Below are 15,248 nucleotides of genomic sequence, written 5' to 3'. Positions count from 1 at the left end.
CCCGGGCGGACAGTCTCGCATGAGTGCGGCGGTTAGTCAGTGTCGACCAAGGTCGTGGCGTGGCGGGGTGTCGCAGGTTTGAAACCGGGTGGTTTCTCGGGTGACCGGTCAGGCCCCATCGCTGGCAAGTCAGCTCCCACAAGGAACTCCAGTGGGCACATATTTTGTGAACATCACAGACCCTGTGGGAGCTGGCTTGCCAGCGAAAGCGTCAGTCTTGTTTCAGCGCGATATCGATCAACCGATGCAGCTCATCCACCTCCAGCGCCGCCGCCGAAAACAGAATCCGAAACACCACCGGGGCCACCACCAGATTGATCAGATGATCAACGCTCGGCGCCGGCTCGTCAGGGTGACGCTCGATGATGGTCTGCAACTGCGCGCCAATGATCGTCACGCAATACCCCGGCGTGGCGCTGGCCTGCACGTCGCGCATCATGTTGCGCCCAGGCTCCGAACTCATCTCGTCCAGATACTGCTCGGCCCAGGCGCGGATATCACCGCGCAGGTCACCGGTCACCGCCGGTTCACTGTCCGGGCGCATGCGGGCGAGGGCGACGTCGGCGAGCAATGCTGCCAGATCACCCCAGCGCCGATAGATCGTCGACGGCGTGACCCCGGCGCGCGCCGCAATTTGCGGCACGGTCACGGTGCTGCGCTCCTGTTCTTGCAGAAGCGCGCGAACTGCCGAATGAATCGACTCTTGCACCCGGGCACTGCGGCCACCGGGGCGTAAACCTTCTTTAATAGCCATGCGTCAGACCTTAACACAAAGAATTTGCTTTAAGCCAAAGCCGGGAGCACACTCCGCAAAAGCAAAAAATTAGCTTTTGCGGAGTGTGCCCATGACCAGCCTTGCTTCCAACCGTGGCAGCCTGATTTTTCTGGCGATCACCTTACTCAGTTTTCTCGCTGCTTCCACAGCGCCGACGCCGTTGTACCACCTGTATCAGGATCAATTGCACTTCTCGGCAGCGGTGCTGACCCTGATTTTCGGCGTGTATGCGCTGAGTCTGCTGGCGGCGCTGCTGACGGTCGGCTCGCTGTCCGATCACTTGGGACGCAAACCGGTGATTTTCACGGCAGTACTGCTCAATGCACTGGCGATGTTGCTGTTTATCGGCGCCGACAGTGTTGCCTGGCTGATCAGCGCCCGCGTATTGCAGGGTTTTGCCACCGGCATGGCCACCGCTGTTTTGAGCGCGACGCTGCTCGACACCGACCGCCAGCAAGGGCCGTTGATCAACAGCGTCGCACCGTTGCTCGGCATGGCGCTGGGCAGCATGGGCTGCGGCTTGCTGGCCGAGTTCGCCCCGGCGCCGTTGCAGCTGACTTACTGGCTGCTGCTGGCGCTGTTTGTGTTGCAGGCGGTGTATGTCTGGCGTCTGCCGGAAAGCGTCACTCCACAAGCCGGGGCCTGGGCTTCGTTGCGGCCAACCCTGCATGTGCCGGTTCAGGCGCGTTCGACCTTATGGCGTGTGCTGCCGCTGAACACCGCAACCTGGGCCCTCGGCGGCTTTTTTGCCTCACTGGCACCGTCGCTGGTGCGCACCGCCACCGGCTCGACGTCGAACCTGATCGGCGGCGCGACCGTCTCGGCGTTGACCGTGACCGGGGCGCTGATGATTTTCACTTTGCGCAATCGTCCCGCCGGCAAATCCCTGCAAATCGGCGCCAGTCTGCTGCCTGTCGGCGTGCTGTTGATTTTGCTTGGCGTGCACAGTGCCAGTCTGGCGCTGTTTTTCCTCGGCACACTGGTTGCCGGTTGCGGCTTTGGCTCGGGTTTCCTCGGCGCGGTGCGCAGCCTGGTGCCGTTGGCCCTGCCGCATGAGCGGGCCGGTTTGATGTCGGCGTACTACGCGCTGAGTTATCTGGCGTTCTGCCTGCCGGCCTTGTTGGCCGGGCATTTGACCCGAGCCTATGGGTTGCTGGCGACCACCGACGGCTATGGCGCCGGATTGATCGTCCTGGCCGTCGCCGCGCTGTTGCTCAGCCTGCGCCCGCAAGCAGTGAAGGCTTGCAGCACTCCATAAACGTGATGGTTTCAGTTACCTTTGTCCGGCCTTCTTTTCACGGATCGACAGATGAAGATTATCCGCAGCAAGTCGTTCACCGCCGAGCGTGCCTGGGGTGCGCTGGACATTGCCAACATGAACGGCATCACCACGCGCCTGCACTGGACTGATCAGCCGTACAAATGGCACGTCAACGATGGTGAGGAAGTGTTTGTGGTGCTCGATGGTCAGGTGCAGATGCGCTATCGCGAACAGGGTGAAGAAAAGCAGGCGCTGCTTGAGGTCGGCGATATCTTCTACGCCTCAGTCGGTACCGAGCACGTGGCGCATCCGCAAGGCGCGGCGCGGATTCTGGTGATCGAAAGCGAAGGCAGTGTTTGACTGCTTATCTGTAAAGTAGATAACAGATAGAGAAATTACCCGTTATATAGATATTCGATTCGGTTCTACCATGGGCTCAACCTCACCTGAGGACAGGAGCTCATGATGATTTGCCCCAACATAACCAAACCCGGTATCAAGCCGTTCAGCCAGCTTCAGCATCCGCGTGAAGTGATCCGTCAATTCACCCCGAACTGGTTCGCCGCGACCATGGGCACCGGCGTGCTGGCCCTGGCGCTGGCGCAACTGCCGGTGGCGATCCCCGGGTTGCACGCGGTGGCCGAAGGTTTGTGGCTATTCAACATTCTGTTGTTCACCCTGTTTACCTTCGCCTATGCCGCGCGCTGGGTTCTCTTCTTCGATGAAGCGCGGCGGATCTTCGGCCATTCCACCGTTTCGATGTTCTTCGGCACCATCCCCATGGGCCTGGCGACCATCATCAACGGCTTTCTGCTGTTCGGCCTGCCACGCTGGGGCGAGGGCGTGATTCATTTGGCCGAAGTGCTGTGGTGGCTCGACGTGGCGATGTCGCTGGCCTGCGGTGTGTTGATCCCCTACATGATGTTTACCCGCCAGGAACACAGCATCGATCAGATGACCGCCGTCTGGCTGTTGCCGGTGGTGGCGGCGGAAGTGGCGGCGGCCAGCGGCGGTTTGCTCGCGCCGCACCTGGCCGATGCCCACGCGCAACTGGTGGTGCTGACGACAAGCTACGTGCTCTGGGCATTTTCCCTGCCGGTGGCGTTCAGCATTCTGACCATCCTCTTGCTGCGCATGGCGCTGCATAAACTGCCTCACGAAAACATGGCCGCCTCAAGCTGGCTGGCCCTCGGTCCGATCGGCACTGGTGCGTTGGGCATGTTGCTGCTGGGCGCTGATGCACCAGCGATCTTCGCCGCCAACGGCCTGCCGGGCATCGGTGAAATCGCTGCTGGCGTGGGGCTGGTCGCCGGTATCACCCTGTGGGGCTTCGGCTTGTGGTGGATGTTGATGGCGCTGCTGATCACCGCGCGTTACCTGCGTGACGGCATCCCGTTCAACCTCGGCTGGTGGGGTTTTACCTTCCCGCTGGGTGTGTATTCGCTGGCGACCCTCAAGCTCGCCAGCACGCTGAACCTGGGTTTTTTCAGCGTGGTCGGCTGCGTGCTGGTGAGTCTGCTGGCGGTGATGTGGCTGATCGTCGGTAAACGCACCGTGCAAGGCGCGTGGCGCGGTGAGCTGTTTGTCTCACCTTGTATTGCAGGGTTGAAGAAATAACCTGAAAAGTTTAGGTAAGGTGTGGCCTGGATCGCGGATCGAGATTCCAATAAGCAGATCCAGGCCATTCTCTACCGACCTCAGGGAAACACGGAAGATGAGTCACCCCTCACAGTTCAACCTGCTTCGCACTCGGCGCTTTCTGCCGTTTTTCATCACCCAGTCACTGGGCGCGTTCAACGACAACGTGTTCAAGCAGTCGCTGATCCTCGCCATTCTGTATCGGCTGACCATCGAAGGTGACCGTTCGATCTGGGTCAACCTGTGTGCGCTGCTGTTTATCCTGCCGTTCTTTCTGTTTTCGGCGCTGGCCGGGCAGTTCGGGGAAAAATTCGCCAAGGACGCGCTGATCCGTCTGATCAAGCTCGCGGAAATCGCGATCATGGCCATAGGATCGGTCGGTTTCCTGTTCGATCACCTGTCGCTGATGCTGGTGGCACTGTTCGCCATGGGCACGCATTCGGCGCTATTCGGGCCGGTGAAGTATTCGATCCTGCCGCAGGCGTTGCGTGAGGATGAACTGGTTGGCGGCAACGGGCTGGTGGAGATGGGCACGTTTCTGGCGATTCTCGCCGGGACCATCGGCGCCGGGATCATCATGTCCTCGACCCATTACGCGCCACTGGTGTCGACCGCGATTGTCGGCATTGCCGTGTTCGGTTATCTCGCCAGTCGCAGCATTCCGCGCGCGGCGGCGGCATCGCCGGAAATGCGCCTGAACTGGAACATCTTCAGCCAGTCCTGGGCCACCCTCAAACTCGGTCTGGGCCAGACGCCTGCAGTGTCGCGTTCGATTGTCGGTAACTCGTGGTTCTGGTTTGTCGGGGCGATTTACCTGACGCAGATCCCGGCCTACGCCAAGGAATGGATGCACGGCGACGAAACCGTGGTGACGCTGATTCTCACAGTGTTTTCGGTAGGCATTGCGCTGGGTTCGATGCTGTGCGAGAAGCTCTCCGGGCGAAAGGTCGAGATCGGTCTGGTGCCGTTCGGTTCGTTCGGCCTGACCGTGTTTGGCCTGCTGCTGTGGTGGCATTCCGGTGGAATCCCGGAAAGCGTCACTGGCCACAGCTGGACCGAAGTGCTGGGCTTTGCGCATACCTGGGCGGTACTGGTCGATATTCTCGGCCTCGGTATTTTTGGCGGCTTCTATATTGTGCCGCTGTACGCCTTGATCCAGTCGCGCACCGCCGAGAACGAGCGGGCGCGGGTAATTGCCGCCAACAATATTCTCAATGCCCTGTTCATGGTGGTGTCGGCGATCGTTTCGATCGTGTTGCTGAGCGTGGTCAAACTGTCGATTCCGCAATTGTTCCTGGTGGTGTCGCTGCTGAACATCGGCGTCAACGCCTACATCTTCAAGATCGTCCCCGAGTTCAGCATGCGTTTCATGATCTGGCTGCTCAGCCATTCCATGTACCGCGTCGAGCACCGCAACCTCGAGGCGATCCCGGACGAGGGCGCGGCATTGCTGGTGTGCAACCACGTGTCGTTCGTCGATGCGCTGCTGATTGGCGGCGCGGTGCGTCGGCCGATTCGCTTTGTCATGTATTACAAAATCTACAACCTGCCGGTGCTGAACTTTATCTTCCGCACGGCGGGGACGATTCCGATTGCCGGACGCAACGAAGACATCCAGATCTACGAAAAAGCCTTCACCCGGATTGCCCAGTATCTGAAGGACGGTGAGCTGGTGTGCATCTTCCCCGAAGGCAAGTTGACCACCGATGGCGAGATCAACGAGTTCAAGGGCGGACTGACGCGGATTCTCGAAGAAACGCCGGTGCCGGTGATTCCGCTGGCGTTGCAAGGGTTGTGGGGGAGTTTCTTCAGCCGCGATCCGAACAAGGGGCTGTTCAAGCGGTTGTGGTCGCGGGTGACGTTGGTGGCGGGTTCGGCGGTGACAGTGGACGCGGCGGAGCCGGCGAAACTGCAGGGGTTGGTGGGGGCGTTGCGCGGGACTGTCAGATAGTTGTTATCTGAATTGGCCCCATCGCTGGCAAGCCAGCTCCCACAGGTTTTCTGGATTTACACAAGAATTGTGTTCACCGGAGATCCCTGTGGGAGCTGGCTTGCCAGCGATGGGGCCATTGGCTTAAGCGCTTACTTTAAGGCCAATCAACCCGGTAATGATCAACGCCACACTGGCCAGGCGAATCAACGCCATCGATTCACCAAACAGAATGATCCCCGCAATCACCGTGCCCACAGCGCCGACTCCGGTCCAGATCGCATAAGCCGTACCCAGCGGCAATTCCTTCATCGCCAGGCCCAGCAGGCCAAGGCTGATGGCCATGGCCGCAACGGTCAGGACGGTGGGGAGCGGGCGGGTGAAGCCGTCGGTGTATTTCAGGCCGACGGCCCAGCCGACTTCGAACAGGCCGGCGAAAAACAGAATGATCCAGGACATGAGAGACCTCCATCGATTGACGGGGCCGTCCCCAGATTGATAACTCGATCGAGCCGCAGGGTCGTCCCCGCGTAGCGAAATAGTCTGCCGAGCATTAATCCGGGGATCAAGTTTCCCGGTCAGTCGGCTGGCTGCTGCGCTAGCGCCTCACGGTCTTCTTTCTCGCTCATGCGCCGGAAGTACGTCGAGAGCAACGCCCCGGAAATGTTGTGCCAGACGCTGAACAACGCGCTCGGCACCGCCGCCAGCGGCGAAAAGTGCGCGCTGGCCAAGGCCGCGCCCAACCCCGAATTCTGCATGCCGACTTCCAGCGCCAGCGACTTGCGCTGCGCCAGTGGCAACTTGAACAGGCGCCCGGTGAAGTAACCCAGCAAGTAGCCGAAGCTGTTGTGCAGCATCACCACGGCCATGATCAGCAGCCCGGATTCGGCAATCTTCGCCTGACTGGCGGCCACCACGGCGGTGACGATGATCACGATGCTGACCACCGACACCAGTGGCAACACGTCCACCGCGTGGCGCACCTTGTCGCCGAGCACGCGTTGCGCGACCACGCCGAGCACGATCGGCAGCAGCACCACTTGCAGAATCGACCAGAACAATTCCATGAACGAAACCGGCAACCACGCCGAAGCCAGCAGCCAGATCAGCGCCGGAGTCAGCAGCGGAGCGAGGAGGGTGGTGACGGCGGCAATCGCCACCGACAGCGCCAGATCGCCGCGGGCCAGCCAGGTCATGACGTTGGAAGAGGTGCCGCTTGGGCAGCAGCCGACCAGAATCACCCCGACCGCGATTTCCGGCGGTAGGTGGAAGATCTGGCAGAGCAACCACGCCACGCCGGGCATGATCACGAAATGTGCGACCACGCCCAAAGCCACGCGCCACGGATGGCGGGCGACGGCAGCGAAGTCATCGAGTTTGAGGGTCAGGCCCATGCCGAACATCACCAGCCCCAGCAGCGGCACGATTGCGCCTTTGAGGCCGAGGAACCACGCCGGTTGCAGGAACGCGATCACGGCGAAAATCAGAACCCAGTAAGCGAAGGTATTGCCGACAAAGCGGCTCAGTGCAGCCAGTGCTCGCATGGCGTGTTCCTTATTATGTGAAAGCGTTAGGAAGCCAAGCATACGGTGCCAGCAAAAAGATCGCAGCCTTCGGCAGCTCATACAGGGAAACACATTCCAAATGTAGGAGCTGCCGAAGGCTGCGATCTTTGCTTTTTCAGGCGCCCTCAATAAAGGAGGGCGCCGGAGAGAGGTTTAGATCCCCTGCGGAGTCTCTTCCCCACCCAACGCTTCCACCAGTGCCGGCAGGAAGTCGCCGAAGGTCAGCATCATCAGGGTGAAGCTGGCGTCCAGTTGGCCCAGAGCCTCGTCGCCACCGTCCTGCTCCGCCTGATCCTGCAGCAGGTCTTCGAACTTCAGGCGTTTGACGGTCATCTTGTCATCGAGCATGAACGACAACTTGTCTTGCCAGGCCAGCGACAACTGAGTGACAACTTTGCCGGTGCTCAAGTGCAGCTGAATTTCTTCGCTGGTCAGATCCTGACGCTTGCAACGCACGATGCCGCCGTCTTCGTGTGTATCGCGCAGCTCGCATTCGTCCAGCACGAAGAAGTCCGGTGCTGCTTGCTGGGTGGTGACCCACTCGGTCATCACCGCGGTCGGCGCGGTTTTCACGGTCAGCGGACGCACGGGCAGGGTGCCGAGCACTTCACGCATTGTGGAGAGCAGGTCTTCGGCGCGTTTCGGGCTGGCCGAGTTCACCAGGATCAGGCCCTGTTTCGGCGCGATGGCAGCGAAGGTCGACGAGCGACGGATAAAGGCGCGCGGCAGGAACGCCTGGATGATTTCATCCTTGATCTGATCGCGTTCCTTCTTATAGACCTTGCGCATCTGCTCGGCTTCGATCTCTTCGACCTTTTCCTTGACCGCGTCGCGCACGACGCTGCCCGGCAGAATACGTTCTTCCTTACGCGCAGCGATCAGCAGGAAGTCGCCGCTGACGTGCACCAGTGGCGCATCTTCGCCTTTGCCGAATGGCGCGACGAAACCGTAGGTGGTCAACTCCTGGCTTGCACATGGACGCGCCAGTTTGGTGGCCAGTGCAGTTTCCAGCGCCTCGGCATCGACAGGCAGGTCTTGGGTCAGGCGATAGATCAGCAGGTTTTTGAACCACATGGGGTGAGTCTCTCCTTTATACAAAGGGGGGCATTATTGTCTTCGCCGTGGCATAGGCCAACCCTTCTCTAAGCCTTTGGAAGGCCTGAGAAAATTAATTAAAAAAGTGCTTGCCAGAGGTTGGGTCGCTCCGTAGAATGCGCGCCACACCGAAGCGAAGGGTGATTAGCTCAGCTGGGAGAGCGTCTGCCTTACAAGCAGAATGTCGGCGGTTCGATCCCGTCATCACCCACCATTCGTTTCAAGTGTTTAGCGCAGCGGTAGTTCAGTCGGTTAGAATACCGGCCTGTCACGCCGGGGGTCGCGGGTTCGAGTCCCGTCCGCTGCGCCATATTCGGTCACCTGGACCACTGAACGCCAGGTCACCACGGAAAAACCCGCTGAAGCGGGTTTTTTTCTGTCTCACGTTTGTACCTTGTTCCATCGGGTTTGTGTCGTTTCACCGGTTTTCGGATTTTTTTGAAAAAAACTTCAATTAAATCAACGCATTACGAAAACTTGTGGCATAATGCGCCCCGTAACGAAGCGAAGGGTGATTAGCTCAGCTGGGAGAGCGTCTGCCTTACAAGCAGAATGTCGGCGGTTCGATCCCGTCATCACCCACCATTCGTTTCAAGCGTTTCGCGCAGCGGTAGTTCAGTCGGTTAGAATACCGGCCTGTCACGCCGGGGGTCGCGGGTTCGAGTCCCGTCCGCTGCGCCATATTCGGTCACCTGGACCCACTGAACGCCAGGTCACCACAGAAAGCCCGCCAAGTGCGGGCTTTTTGCTGTCTGCGATTTGTGAAATCACTCGATCTCCTCTGTAGGAGCTGCGGCACGCTGCGATCTTTTGATCTTGCTTTTAGAGATCAAAAGATCGCAGCCTCGTTTCACTCGACAGCTCCTACAGAGGAATTGTCACTATTCGGCATTGCGACTGTGCCGATAATCGCTCACCGCCTCATACACCGCTTTACGCAAGCGATTGATCCCGCCAATCGGCCGATGCGCCTCGATACCAAACCACGGATTGAACGACAGGTTGTCGCATGCCAGATTCAGCGCTGGCGTGTCGAAGTCCTGCGCCGGCAGGGTGATCCGTGCCACTGTTTCGAACGCTGAATCCTGCTCGCGCCACTCAATGCTGGTGTCCTCGATCGGCATGTACTTGTTCGCGTCCTGGCGCTGAATCTGCAGCACGAAACACGCCGGTACCCGATCCGTCGACAATTGCTGATTCAAGGCGCTGCGCAGAAAATTCGGCAGGTCGTGATTTTGCGCGGGCAGGGTGTAGGTTGGGCAGTTGTCTGGATCCGGCGCAACCCGAAACTTGGCATTGGCCTCGCCAAATTTGTAAGGCGATACCGAAAAGTAGGTGGTCGCGGTCGGGCTGTCCGGCGGCGGTGACAGGGTCGCCAGGGCGATGAGCAGGTGGCGAATCTGCCAGGTGCGCGGATCCCAACCGGGGAAAAACGCCCTGATTTTTTTGCCGTCAGCCTGAGCTGCCACATTCTGACGGTACTCGGCGACATCGCTGACGAAGAAGTTCGGGTGGCTGAACATCACGAAGTCTTGTTCACGGCGCACCTGACGGTCGCCGAGCAGCTGCTTGCCGGGGACATCGAGCAGCTTGATCGCCATCCCCCGGGCGTCGAGGATGCTGTCGAACTGCGGGTAGGCGTTGCCATTGGACAAGCGAATCAACGCCTGCCAGGTTTTGCCTGGTTCGGTGAAAACACCTTGGCGCAGCGCTGGTGTCAGTTCCGGCAGCACCGTCACTTCAGCTTTCACGCAACCATGGGCCTTGGCATGCGCATCGCGCAGGTAGCGTGTGCCTTCGCGGTGCTGATCGACGATGCGTACGGCGGTCTGGATCACGTCCTGGGTCATGGCCGCTTCACCGGCGGGAACCTGTTCCTGCGCTGACACCGGGCCTCTGTGTTGCCAGGCGAACCACGCGCTGGCGATGGCCCAGCCCAGCAGGCCGACAATCAGCAATGCCAGCAGGGCTTTGCCTAGCAGACGCCCCAGCCACATCCAGACGCGGGCGAACATCGACGGTCTTTTATACGGGTCGATCCTCATGGCAATTGCGCCTCCAACGGGCCGCCCAGGACTTTCAGGTACTCCAGCAAGGCCCAGCGCTCCTCTGGTTGCAGCAGTCGGCCGATGACCCCACTGCCGCGCTCGCCGGCGCGGAATTCGTGACCGCTGTTGTGGTTGCCGGAGATTCGCGTGTCGAACAGGAAACCATTGGTAAAGGCTTCGGTGCGATACCCCAGATGGCGCGGGTCGTATTCGAACGTACCTTTATAAAACGTCGTGGCACGCTCATCCTGCGGCGACAGCAATTGATAAAGGCTCGGTACTGAACCGTTGTGCAGAAACGGCGCGGTGGCCCAGATACCGGCCAACGGCCTGGCCTTGTAGGCGACCTTTTCGCGCACGCCGATCGGCAGTCCGAAGCCGTCGAGTTGGGGTTTTTCCTGCGGGGTGACGCCGGCCTCGCGATAGGCGCGCTTCTCGACGAACGCGGTGACGTAGGCCAGGCCCCTGGCCACCGATAGCTGGCTCAGGTCCAGTGGTTCGGTGGGCGTCGGATGCAACTTCACATCCATTTGCTCAAGTTCTTTCGGGTCCCATTGCAGCGGCGTCAGGTCGAAACGGTGAGTGGCAATGTTGGTCGCGGCATTCGGGTCGGTGCCGATCACCTCCACCGGCAACATGTGCAAGTGCTGCACCCAGCGCTCGCCCTCTTGAGTCTTGCGCGGCACGTGGCAACCGGCGCAGTTCTCGGCAAACAGCGTGCGGCCCTTGGCGGCCAACGGTTTGTCGATGGCACCCAGGACATCTTCCGGCCAGGCTGGTGGTTGCAGGCGTTGCAGGGTTTCCTCGATTGTGTGCAGATCGCGTACGCGGACACTCGAGGCATAACGCGCATCGCCTTGCAGCGGCTGGCCGTTGCTGTCGAAGAAATTCAGCGTGGCGCCGACGCCCAATGCCTCACCGATGTTGCGCGCCATCGGTTGCTGGGCCGAGCCGTTCCACTGCACCCAGTCGAAGGTCCACATGTCCCACAGTTGCGGGTAGTCGACCGGGGCGTTGGCCACGCGGTAGTTGGCGGGGGAAATCGCGTCGCCGAAGGTGGCGTTGGCAATGCGGCCGAACGCATCGGTGCGTCCAGGGCCTTCCTCGGTCGGGTAGAGGCCGCGATGGGTATCGTTCCAGGCGACTTTCAGGAAGGTGTTCAGCGATTGCTTGAAGTCTTTGCGCAGTTGCTCGCGGCGCGGCTCGTAGCCATCACCCAGAACATTTCTGGCGAAGCGTTCGAATTTCCACGGGTTGTAGTAAGTCGAGGCCAGACTGGCGACCAATGCCTGTCCGAAACTGCCACCGCGCAACGTAGGAACGCTGGAAGGCAAAACATGCTGCGCCGACCCGCCGTCGATCCGCACGGCCTGGCCGTTGAAGCGCAGTTCGCCGGTGTGGCAGGCGGCGCAGGTGATATCGAGGTATTGCTCGGTACCGCCGGGGTTCTGATGGCGGGCAAAGCCAACCGGCAGATTGCCAGGGTTGTTCGGCGTGGCTTTCTGCTGCGGATCAACCAGAAAACCGAAGCGTGCGAGGTATTCCGGGGACGCGAAACGCTGCTGCGAGAAGGGCAGTTCCAGCGCCTGGAACCATTCATAGCGCAGGCCTTTGACCTGCGTCCCTTGCGGGGTGAAATAGTAAGTCTGGCGCTCCTCCTCGCTCCACTGTTGCAGGTAACGTACCTGTTGGGCCGGGGTATAGAAGGGCAGTTTCGGGTTGGCGACGTAGTACAGAATCACGGCCAGGACCAGGCCCAGCAGTACCACGATCAGAGTCAGCACACGGAATAAGAGGCGCAAGATAAACATCCTTGTCGAGTTGTTGCGCTGTTATGCCTCAGCTGCTGCAGGTGCGGCAAGTGGCCATTACGCCAACTGTCGTAGGAAGTCTCGTCAGCCCTTGTCAGGCCAAGATGACAGAAGCTTCATCGTCGCTTTGCTCGAATGCGTTTTAATCCCTGAACTTATCGGACGTTTCCTGCTCTCATGCCGGTAGCCATTGGTCGTGGCGGCCTGATAAGCTCGCGGCTTTACTCGATTGCCCTTTCGGCGCATGAACAAGGAAATAGCATGAAACAGCATCGGTTGGCGGCGGCGGTAGCCCTGGTTAGCCTGGTCCTCGCGGGTTGTGATTCGCAGACCAGCGTAGAGCTGAAAACCCCGGCGCAAAAAGCTTCCTACGGTATCGGCCTGAACATGGGCAAGAGCCTTGCTCAGGAAGGCATGGATGATCTGGACTCCAAAGCGGTAGCCCAGGGCATCGAAGATGCCGTCGGCAAGAAAGAACAGAAGCTGAAAGACGAAGAACTGGTCGAAGCTTTCGCCGCGCTGCAAAAGCGTGCCGAAGAGCGTATGGCCAAGATGAGCGAAGAGTCGGCAGCCGCCGGCAAGAAATTCCTCGAAGAAAACGGCAAAAAGCCTGGCGTTACCACCACCGCTTCGGGTCTTCAGTACGAAGTGGTCAAGAAAGCCGATGGCCCACAGCCCAAGCCGACCGACGTAGTGACTGTTCACTACACCGGCAAGCTGACCAACGGCACCGTGTTCGACAGCTCCGTGGAACGTGGCAGCCCGATCGATCTGCCGGTCAGCGGTGTGATCCCGGGATGGGTTGAAGGTCTGCAACTGATGCACGTTGGCGAGAAGTACAAACTGTACATCCCTAGCGATCTGGCCTACGGCGCGCAATCGCCAAGCCCGGCAATCCCGGCCAACTCGGTTCTGGTCTTCGACCTGGAACTGCTGGCCATCAAGGATCCAGCCAAAGAAGACGCCGCTGCCAAGTAACAGGCATCGGTAACGGCTTCGCCAACAACGCCTCGCTTATGCGGGGCGTTGTTGCATCTGAAGGATGGCGCAGGTAAACAGAGCGAACGGATGCCGCTGACAGCAGTCCTAGAGATTGAGGCCGCCGTGGGTAGACGTCCTGAGCCGCCAAGTCAATGAAATATTGGGATTTTTTATGTGAGTAAAAAACGCCCGATCTGAGCGAAGCCCTTATGAAACGGGGCTCTCAGCGCTGAAATGCAGCTCTGTTCACAAGGTTATCCACAATTTGTGTGGATAACATTTCAACGGGAGAAATAGATGAAAGCGCCGTGGAATTTCGCCCGGTTTCTGCCTCTGGCGGGACGCCTGCTGGCCCGTGGCCGCCTGCCGACTCTGCTGTTCGCCGTGGCGAGCAAGGGCGCTGCGCAAGGTAATCGCCTGGGCAAGCTCAAGGATGATCTGCGCTTGCTCCAGGCATTGTGTCTGGCTTACTGGCGCGGCGAGTACCGGGCGATCAGTCCGAAAGCCATCGTTTCGGTGGTGGCAGGGTTGATGTATTTCCTCAGCCCGGTGGACGCGATCCCGGATTTCATCCCCGTATTCGGCATGCTCGATGACATTGCTGTTCTCGCCTGGCTGATGAAAACCCTCGACGACGAACTCGCTGCCTTCCGGCTCTGGCGCAATCGACAACAGCCGGAAAAACTCGCAGTGGTCGAGCGTTTGCCCGATACCCCCGAGCAACTTCAACTGCAGGGTCCGAAAAAAACCTGATTCACCTCGCCTGCAGGCAGATTGATACCCCCCGCGACCTTGGCCGCTGTTAGGATTACACTTCTAGGGAAAAGTGCCGACTCGCTAAGTGTTGTTGTCCTACGGGGTAGTCATGGATATTCAGATAATTGCACGCGATGGCGAACCCGAATACGCGGTTCTGCCATGGGGCCAGTATCAGGCTCTATTGAAAGCAGCAGGCATCAACGACATACCGCAGCAGCAGGCGCCAGCGCCGGCCGCCGCAGCGCCAGACCCGATTCTTCCAGGTCTGGATCAACTACGCAGTCTGCGCGAAGGGAAGGGCATCGCCATCGAGGCGCTGGCCCGCACGGTAGGCATCAGCCCGTCTTATCTGGCCATGATCGAAAGCGGCGAGCGTCAACCTGACGCCGCGATTCGCCGCAGCCTGGCCTGGGAACTGACGGTGCCGGGTTGGAGGGATGAATCGTGAGCGTACGCATCAGTCGTCAACATTGGGACGGATTGCTGGGGGAGCTGGATCAGGCGCGCAGGCAGCGCCATCTGTTGACCTATCGAGCCTTGCTCGAACGTTTGCAACTGCCGACGCCGGCGATGCAGACGCTGACCGCGGCACTTGAGCATCTGGCCGCACTCGACGCCAAGGCCGAGCAGCCATTGCGCAGTTCGCTGGTGATCAGCCAAGGGGCCAGCCGTTTGCCACGAACCGGTTTTTTTGAATGCGTTGAACGTCTGGGACGTTTCTCCGGGCCATCCGATGGCGTTGCGGCTGCCTCTTGGCATGCGTCGGAAGTGGTCAGGGTTTTCGAATACGAGTACCCGGAATCGGCGGAGGCCTGAGTGTTCTTTCGACTCAAGGCGTCGGCCAGTTACTGGTTGGCCCGCAGGCTGTTTCACTGGTCGTGGTTCGTCCGCCAACCCAGAGGCTGGCGCTGGCTCGAAGGGCAGTTTGCGCGCATGGCCAATCTGGGCGATGTCGGCGCGCAAAGCTTTTATGGGCACATTCTGACGTTTCGCGGTGTTGGCCTGGGCGCCCGCGAAGAGGGTGTGCGACTGTTGCGTCTGGCGGCGCTCGCCGGCGATGGCAAAGCAGCTTATCAGGTCGGCGTGATCAGCCTGGCCGGTACTCCGAGCAAAGCGCCGGATCCGGCAGAAGCGGCGCGCTGGTGGACGCTGGCCGCCAAGGCCGGCCACCCGTTGGCCGAGCTCAAACTCAAAGAGTTGAGCGCTCGGGATTAAACCCAGTAAATCATTTTGTATCGTTGGATAAACGTGGCGTGAGGGAAACCTCACGCCACGTTTGCGTTTATCGCCATACGTTTTGTAGTAATCAGTCATTTGCAGAATAGTCCTACAGCAAAAGCCTACTCGCCTGACTTCTTTCCTGATTGATCCCCCGCAAAGTCCCC

Annotated in this window: 15 protein-coding genes and 4 tRNA genes; 13 read left to right on the top strand and 6 right to left on the bottom strand. The window is 59.7% G+C overall.

Annotated features, from left to right (window positions below; translation table 11 throughout):
• Positions 1–211: 211 nt before the first annotated feature.
• Positions 212–754, bottom strand: a complete 543-nt coding sequence (locus tag AB1J88_RS12320) for a TetR/AcrR family transcriptional regulator (RefSeq protein ID WP_222015655.1) — start codon at positions 752–754, stop codon at positions 212–214.
• A gap of 91 nt (positions 755–845) precedes the next feature.
• Between AB1J88_RS12320 and AB1J88_RS12315 the strand changes: the two genes are divergently transcribed.
• From AB1J88_RS12315 to AB1J88_RS12300, 4 genes are all read left to right on the top strand, one after another.
• On the top strand, positions 846–2,033 hold the full coding sequence (locus tag AB1J88_RS12315) for an MFS transporter (protein ID WP_430291176.1): 1,188 nt from the start codon (positions 846–848) through the stop codon (positions 2,031–2,033).
• Positions 2,034–2,084: 51 nt separating this feature from the next.
• A complete protein-coding gene (locus AB1J88_RS12310; RefSeq protein WP_097087529.1) occupies positions 2,085–2,396 on the top strand; it encodes a cupin domain-containing protein in 312 nt (103 codons plus the stop codon).
• A 105-nt stretch (positions 2,397–2,501) separates the two neighbouring features.
• On the top strand, positions 2,502–3,653 hold the full coding sequence (locus tag AB1J88_RS12305; RefSeq protein ID WP_430291175.1) for a TDT family transporter: 1,152 nt from the start codon (positions 2,502–2,504) through the stop codon (positions 3,651–3,653).
• Between the two features lie 97 nt (positions 3,654–3,750).
• Positions 3,751–5,625 (top strand): MFS transporter, encoded by a 1,875-nt coding sequence (locus AB1J88_RS12300; protein WP_430291174.1) that lies wholly within the window; start codon positions 3,751–3,753, stop codon positions 5,623–5,625.
• A gap of 123 nt (positions 5,626–5,748) precedes the next feature.
• Here the strand turns inward: AB1J88_RS12300 and sugE are convergent, their stop codons facing one another.
• The 3 genes from sugE to rdgC all read right to left on the bottom strand — a co-directional run bounded on the left by sugE (position 5,749) and on the right by rdgC (position 8,243).
• Complete coding sequence (gene sugE / locus AB1J88_RS12295) at positions 5,749–6,063, bottom strand: quaternary ammonium compound efflux SMR transporter SugE (protein WP_003223093.1); 315 nt, start codon at positions 6,061–6,063, stop codon at positions 5,749–5,751.
• A gap of 119 nt (positions 6,064–6,182) precedes the next feature.
• A complete protein-coding gene (locus AB1J88_RS12290; protein WP_096797726.1) occupies positions 6,183–7,148 on the bottom strand; it encodes a bile acid:sodium symporter family protein in 966 nt (321 codons plus the stop codon).
• Positions 7,149–7,322: 174 nt separating this feature from the next.
• Positions 7,323–8,243 carry a recombination-associated protein RdgC gene (gene rdgC, locus AB1J88_RS12285; protein ID WP_003223096.1) on the bottom strand — a complete coding sequence of 307 codons (921 nt, stop codon included), beginning with the start codon at positions 8,241–8,243 and terminating at the stop codon, positions 7,323–7,325.
• Between the two features lie 159 nt (positions 8,244–8,402).
• Between rdgC and AB1J88_RS12280 the strand changes: the two genes are divergently transcribed.
• The 4 genes from AB1J88_RS12280 to AB1J88_RS12265 all read left to right on the top strand — a co-directional run bounded on the left by AB1J88_RS12280 (position 8,403) and on the right by AB1J88_RS12265 (position 8,945).
• Positions 8,403–8,478: transfer RNA gene (locus AB1J88_RS12280), tRNA-Val, on the top strand.
• 19 nt (positions 8,479–8,497) lie between these two features.
• Positions 8,498–8,574 (top strand) — tRNA-Asp (locus tag AB1J88_RS12275).
• A gap of 199 nt (positions 8,575–8,773) precedes the next feature.
• A tRNA-Val gene (locus AB1J88_RS12270) sits at positions 8,774–8,849 on the top strand.
• A 19-nt stretch (positions 8,850–8,868) separates the two neighbouring features.
• Positions 8,869–8,945: transfer RNA gene (locus tag AB1J88_RS12265), tRNA-Asp, on the top strand.
• Positions 8,946–9,145: 200 nt separating this feature from the next.
• On the opposite strand, the gene AB1J88_RS12260 is transcribed toward AB1J88_RS12265, so the two are convergent.
• Positions 9,146–10,309, bottom strand: coding sequence for a catalase family protein (locus AB1J88_RS12260; protein ID WP_430291173.1), 1,164 nt, complete (start codon positions 10,307–10,309; stop codon positions 9,146–9,148).
• Positions 10,306–12,114 carry a di-heme-cytochrome C peroxidase gene (locus AB1J88_RS12255; RefSeq protein WP_430291172.1) on the bottom strand — a complete coding sequence of 603 codons (1,809 nt, stop codon included), beginning with the start codon at positions 12,112–12,114 and terminating at the stop codon, positions 10,306–10,308. Before AB1J88_RS12255 ends, AB1J88_RS12260 begins: the two co-directional genes overlap by 4 nt.
• A 270-nt stretch (positions 12,115–12,384) precedes the next feature.
• On the opposite strand from AB1J88_RS12255, the gene AB1J88_RS12250 reads away from it, so the two are divergent.
• The 5 genes from AB1J88_RS12250 to AB1J88_RS12230 all read left to right on the top strand — a co-directional run bounded on the left by AB1J88_RS12250 (position 12,385) and on the right by AB1J88_RS12230 (position 15,078).
• Positions 12,385–13,101, top strand: coding sequence for an FKBP-type peptidyl-prolyl cis-trans isomerase (locus AB1J88_RS12250; protein ID WP_007966725.1), 717 nt, complete (start codon positions 12,385–12,387; stop codon positions 13,099–13,101).
• Between the two features lie 300 nt (positions 13,102–13,401).
• Positions 13,402–13,857 carry a YkvA family protein gene (locus tag AB1J88_RS12245; RefSeq protein WP_041071886.1) on the top strand — a complete coding sequence of 152 codons (456 nt, stop codon included), beginning with the start codon at positions 13,402–13,404 and terminating at the stop codon, positions 13,855–13,857.
• Between the two features lie 112 nt (positions 13,858–13,969).
• Complete coding sequence (locus AB1J88_RS12240) at positions 13,970–14,311, top strand: helix-turn-helix domain-containing protein (RefSeq protein WP_041071888.1); 342 nt, start codon at positions 13,970–13,972, stop codon at positions 14,309–14,311.
• Positions 14,308–14,679, top strand: coding sequence for a hypothetical protein (locus AB1J88_RS12235; RefSeq protein ID WP_003223109.1), 372 nt, complete (start codon positions 14,308–14,310; stop codon positions 14,677–14,679). Before AB1J88_RS12240 ends, AB1J88_RS12235 begins: the two co-directional genes overlap by 4 nt.
• The gene (locus AB1J88_RS12230; RefSeq protein WP_041071894.1) at positions 14,680–15,078 is read left to right on the top strand and encodes a sel1 repeat family protein; all 399 of its coding nucleotides are present in this window, start codon (positions 14,680–14,682) and stop codon (positions 15,076–15,078) included.
• Positions 15,079–15,248 lie beyond the last annotated feature (170 nt).

The sequence above is a fragment of the Pseudomonas sp. S8 genome, from assembly GCF_050473925.1.
In the GTDB taxonomy this organism is placed as follows: Bacteria; Pseudomonadota; Gammaproteobacteria; order Pseudomonadales; family Pseudomonadaceae; genus Aquipseudomonas; species Aquipseudomonas parakoreensis.
The sequence above is the reverse complement of the archived record's forward strand: the minus strand, read 5'-3'. Positions and strand labels throughout refer to the sequence as shown.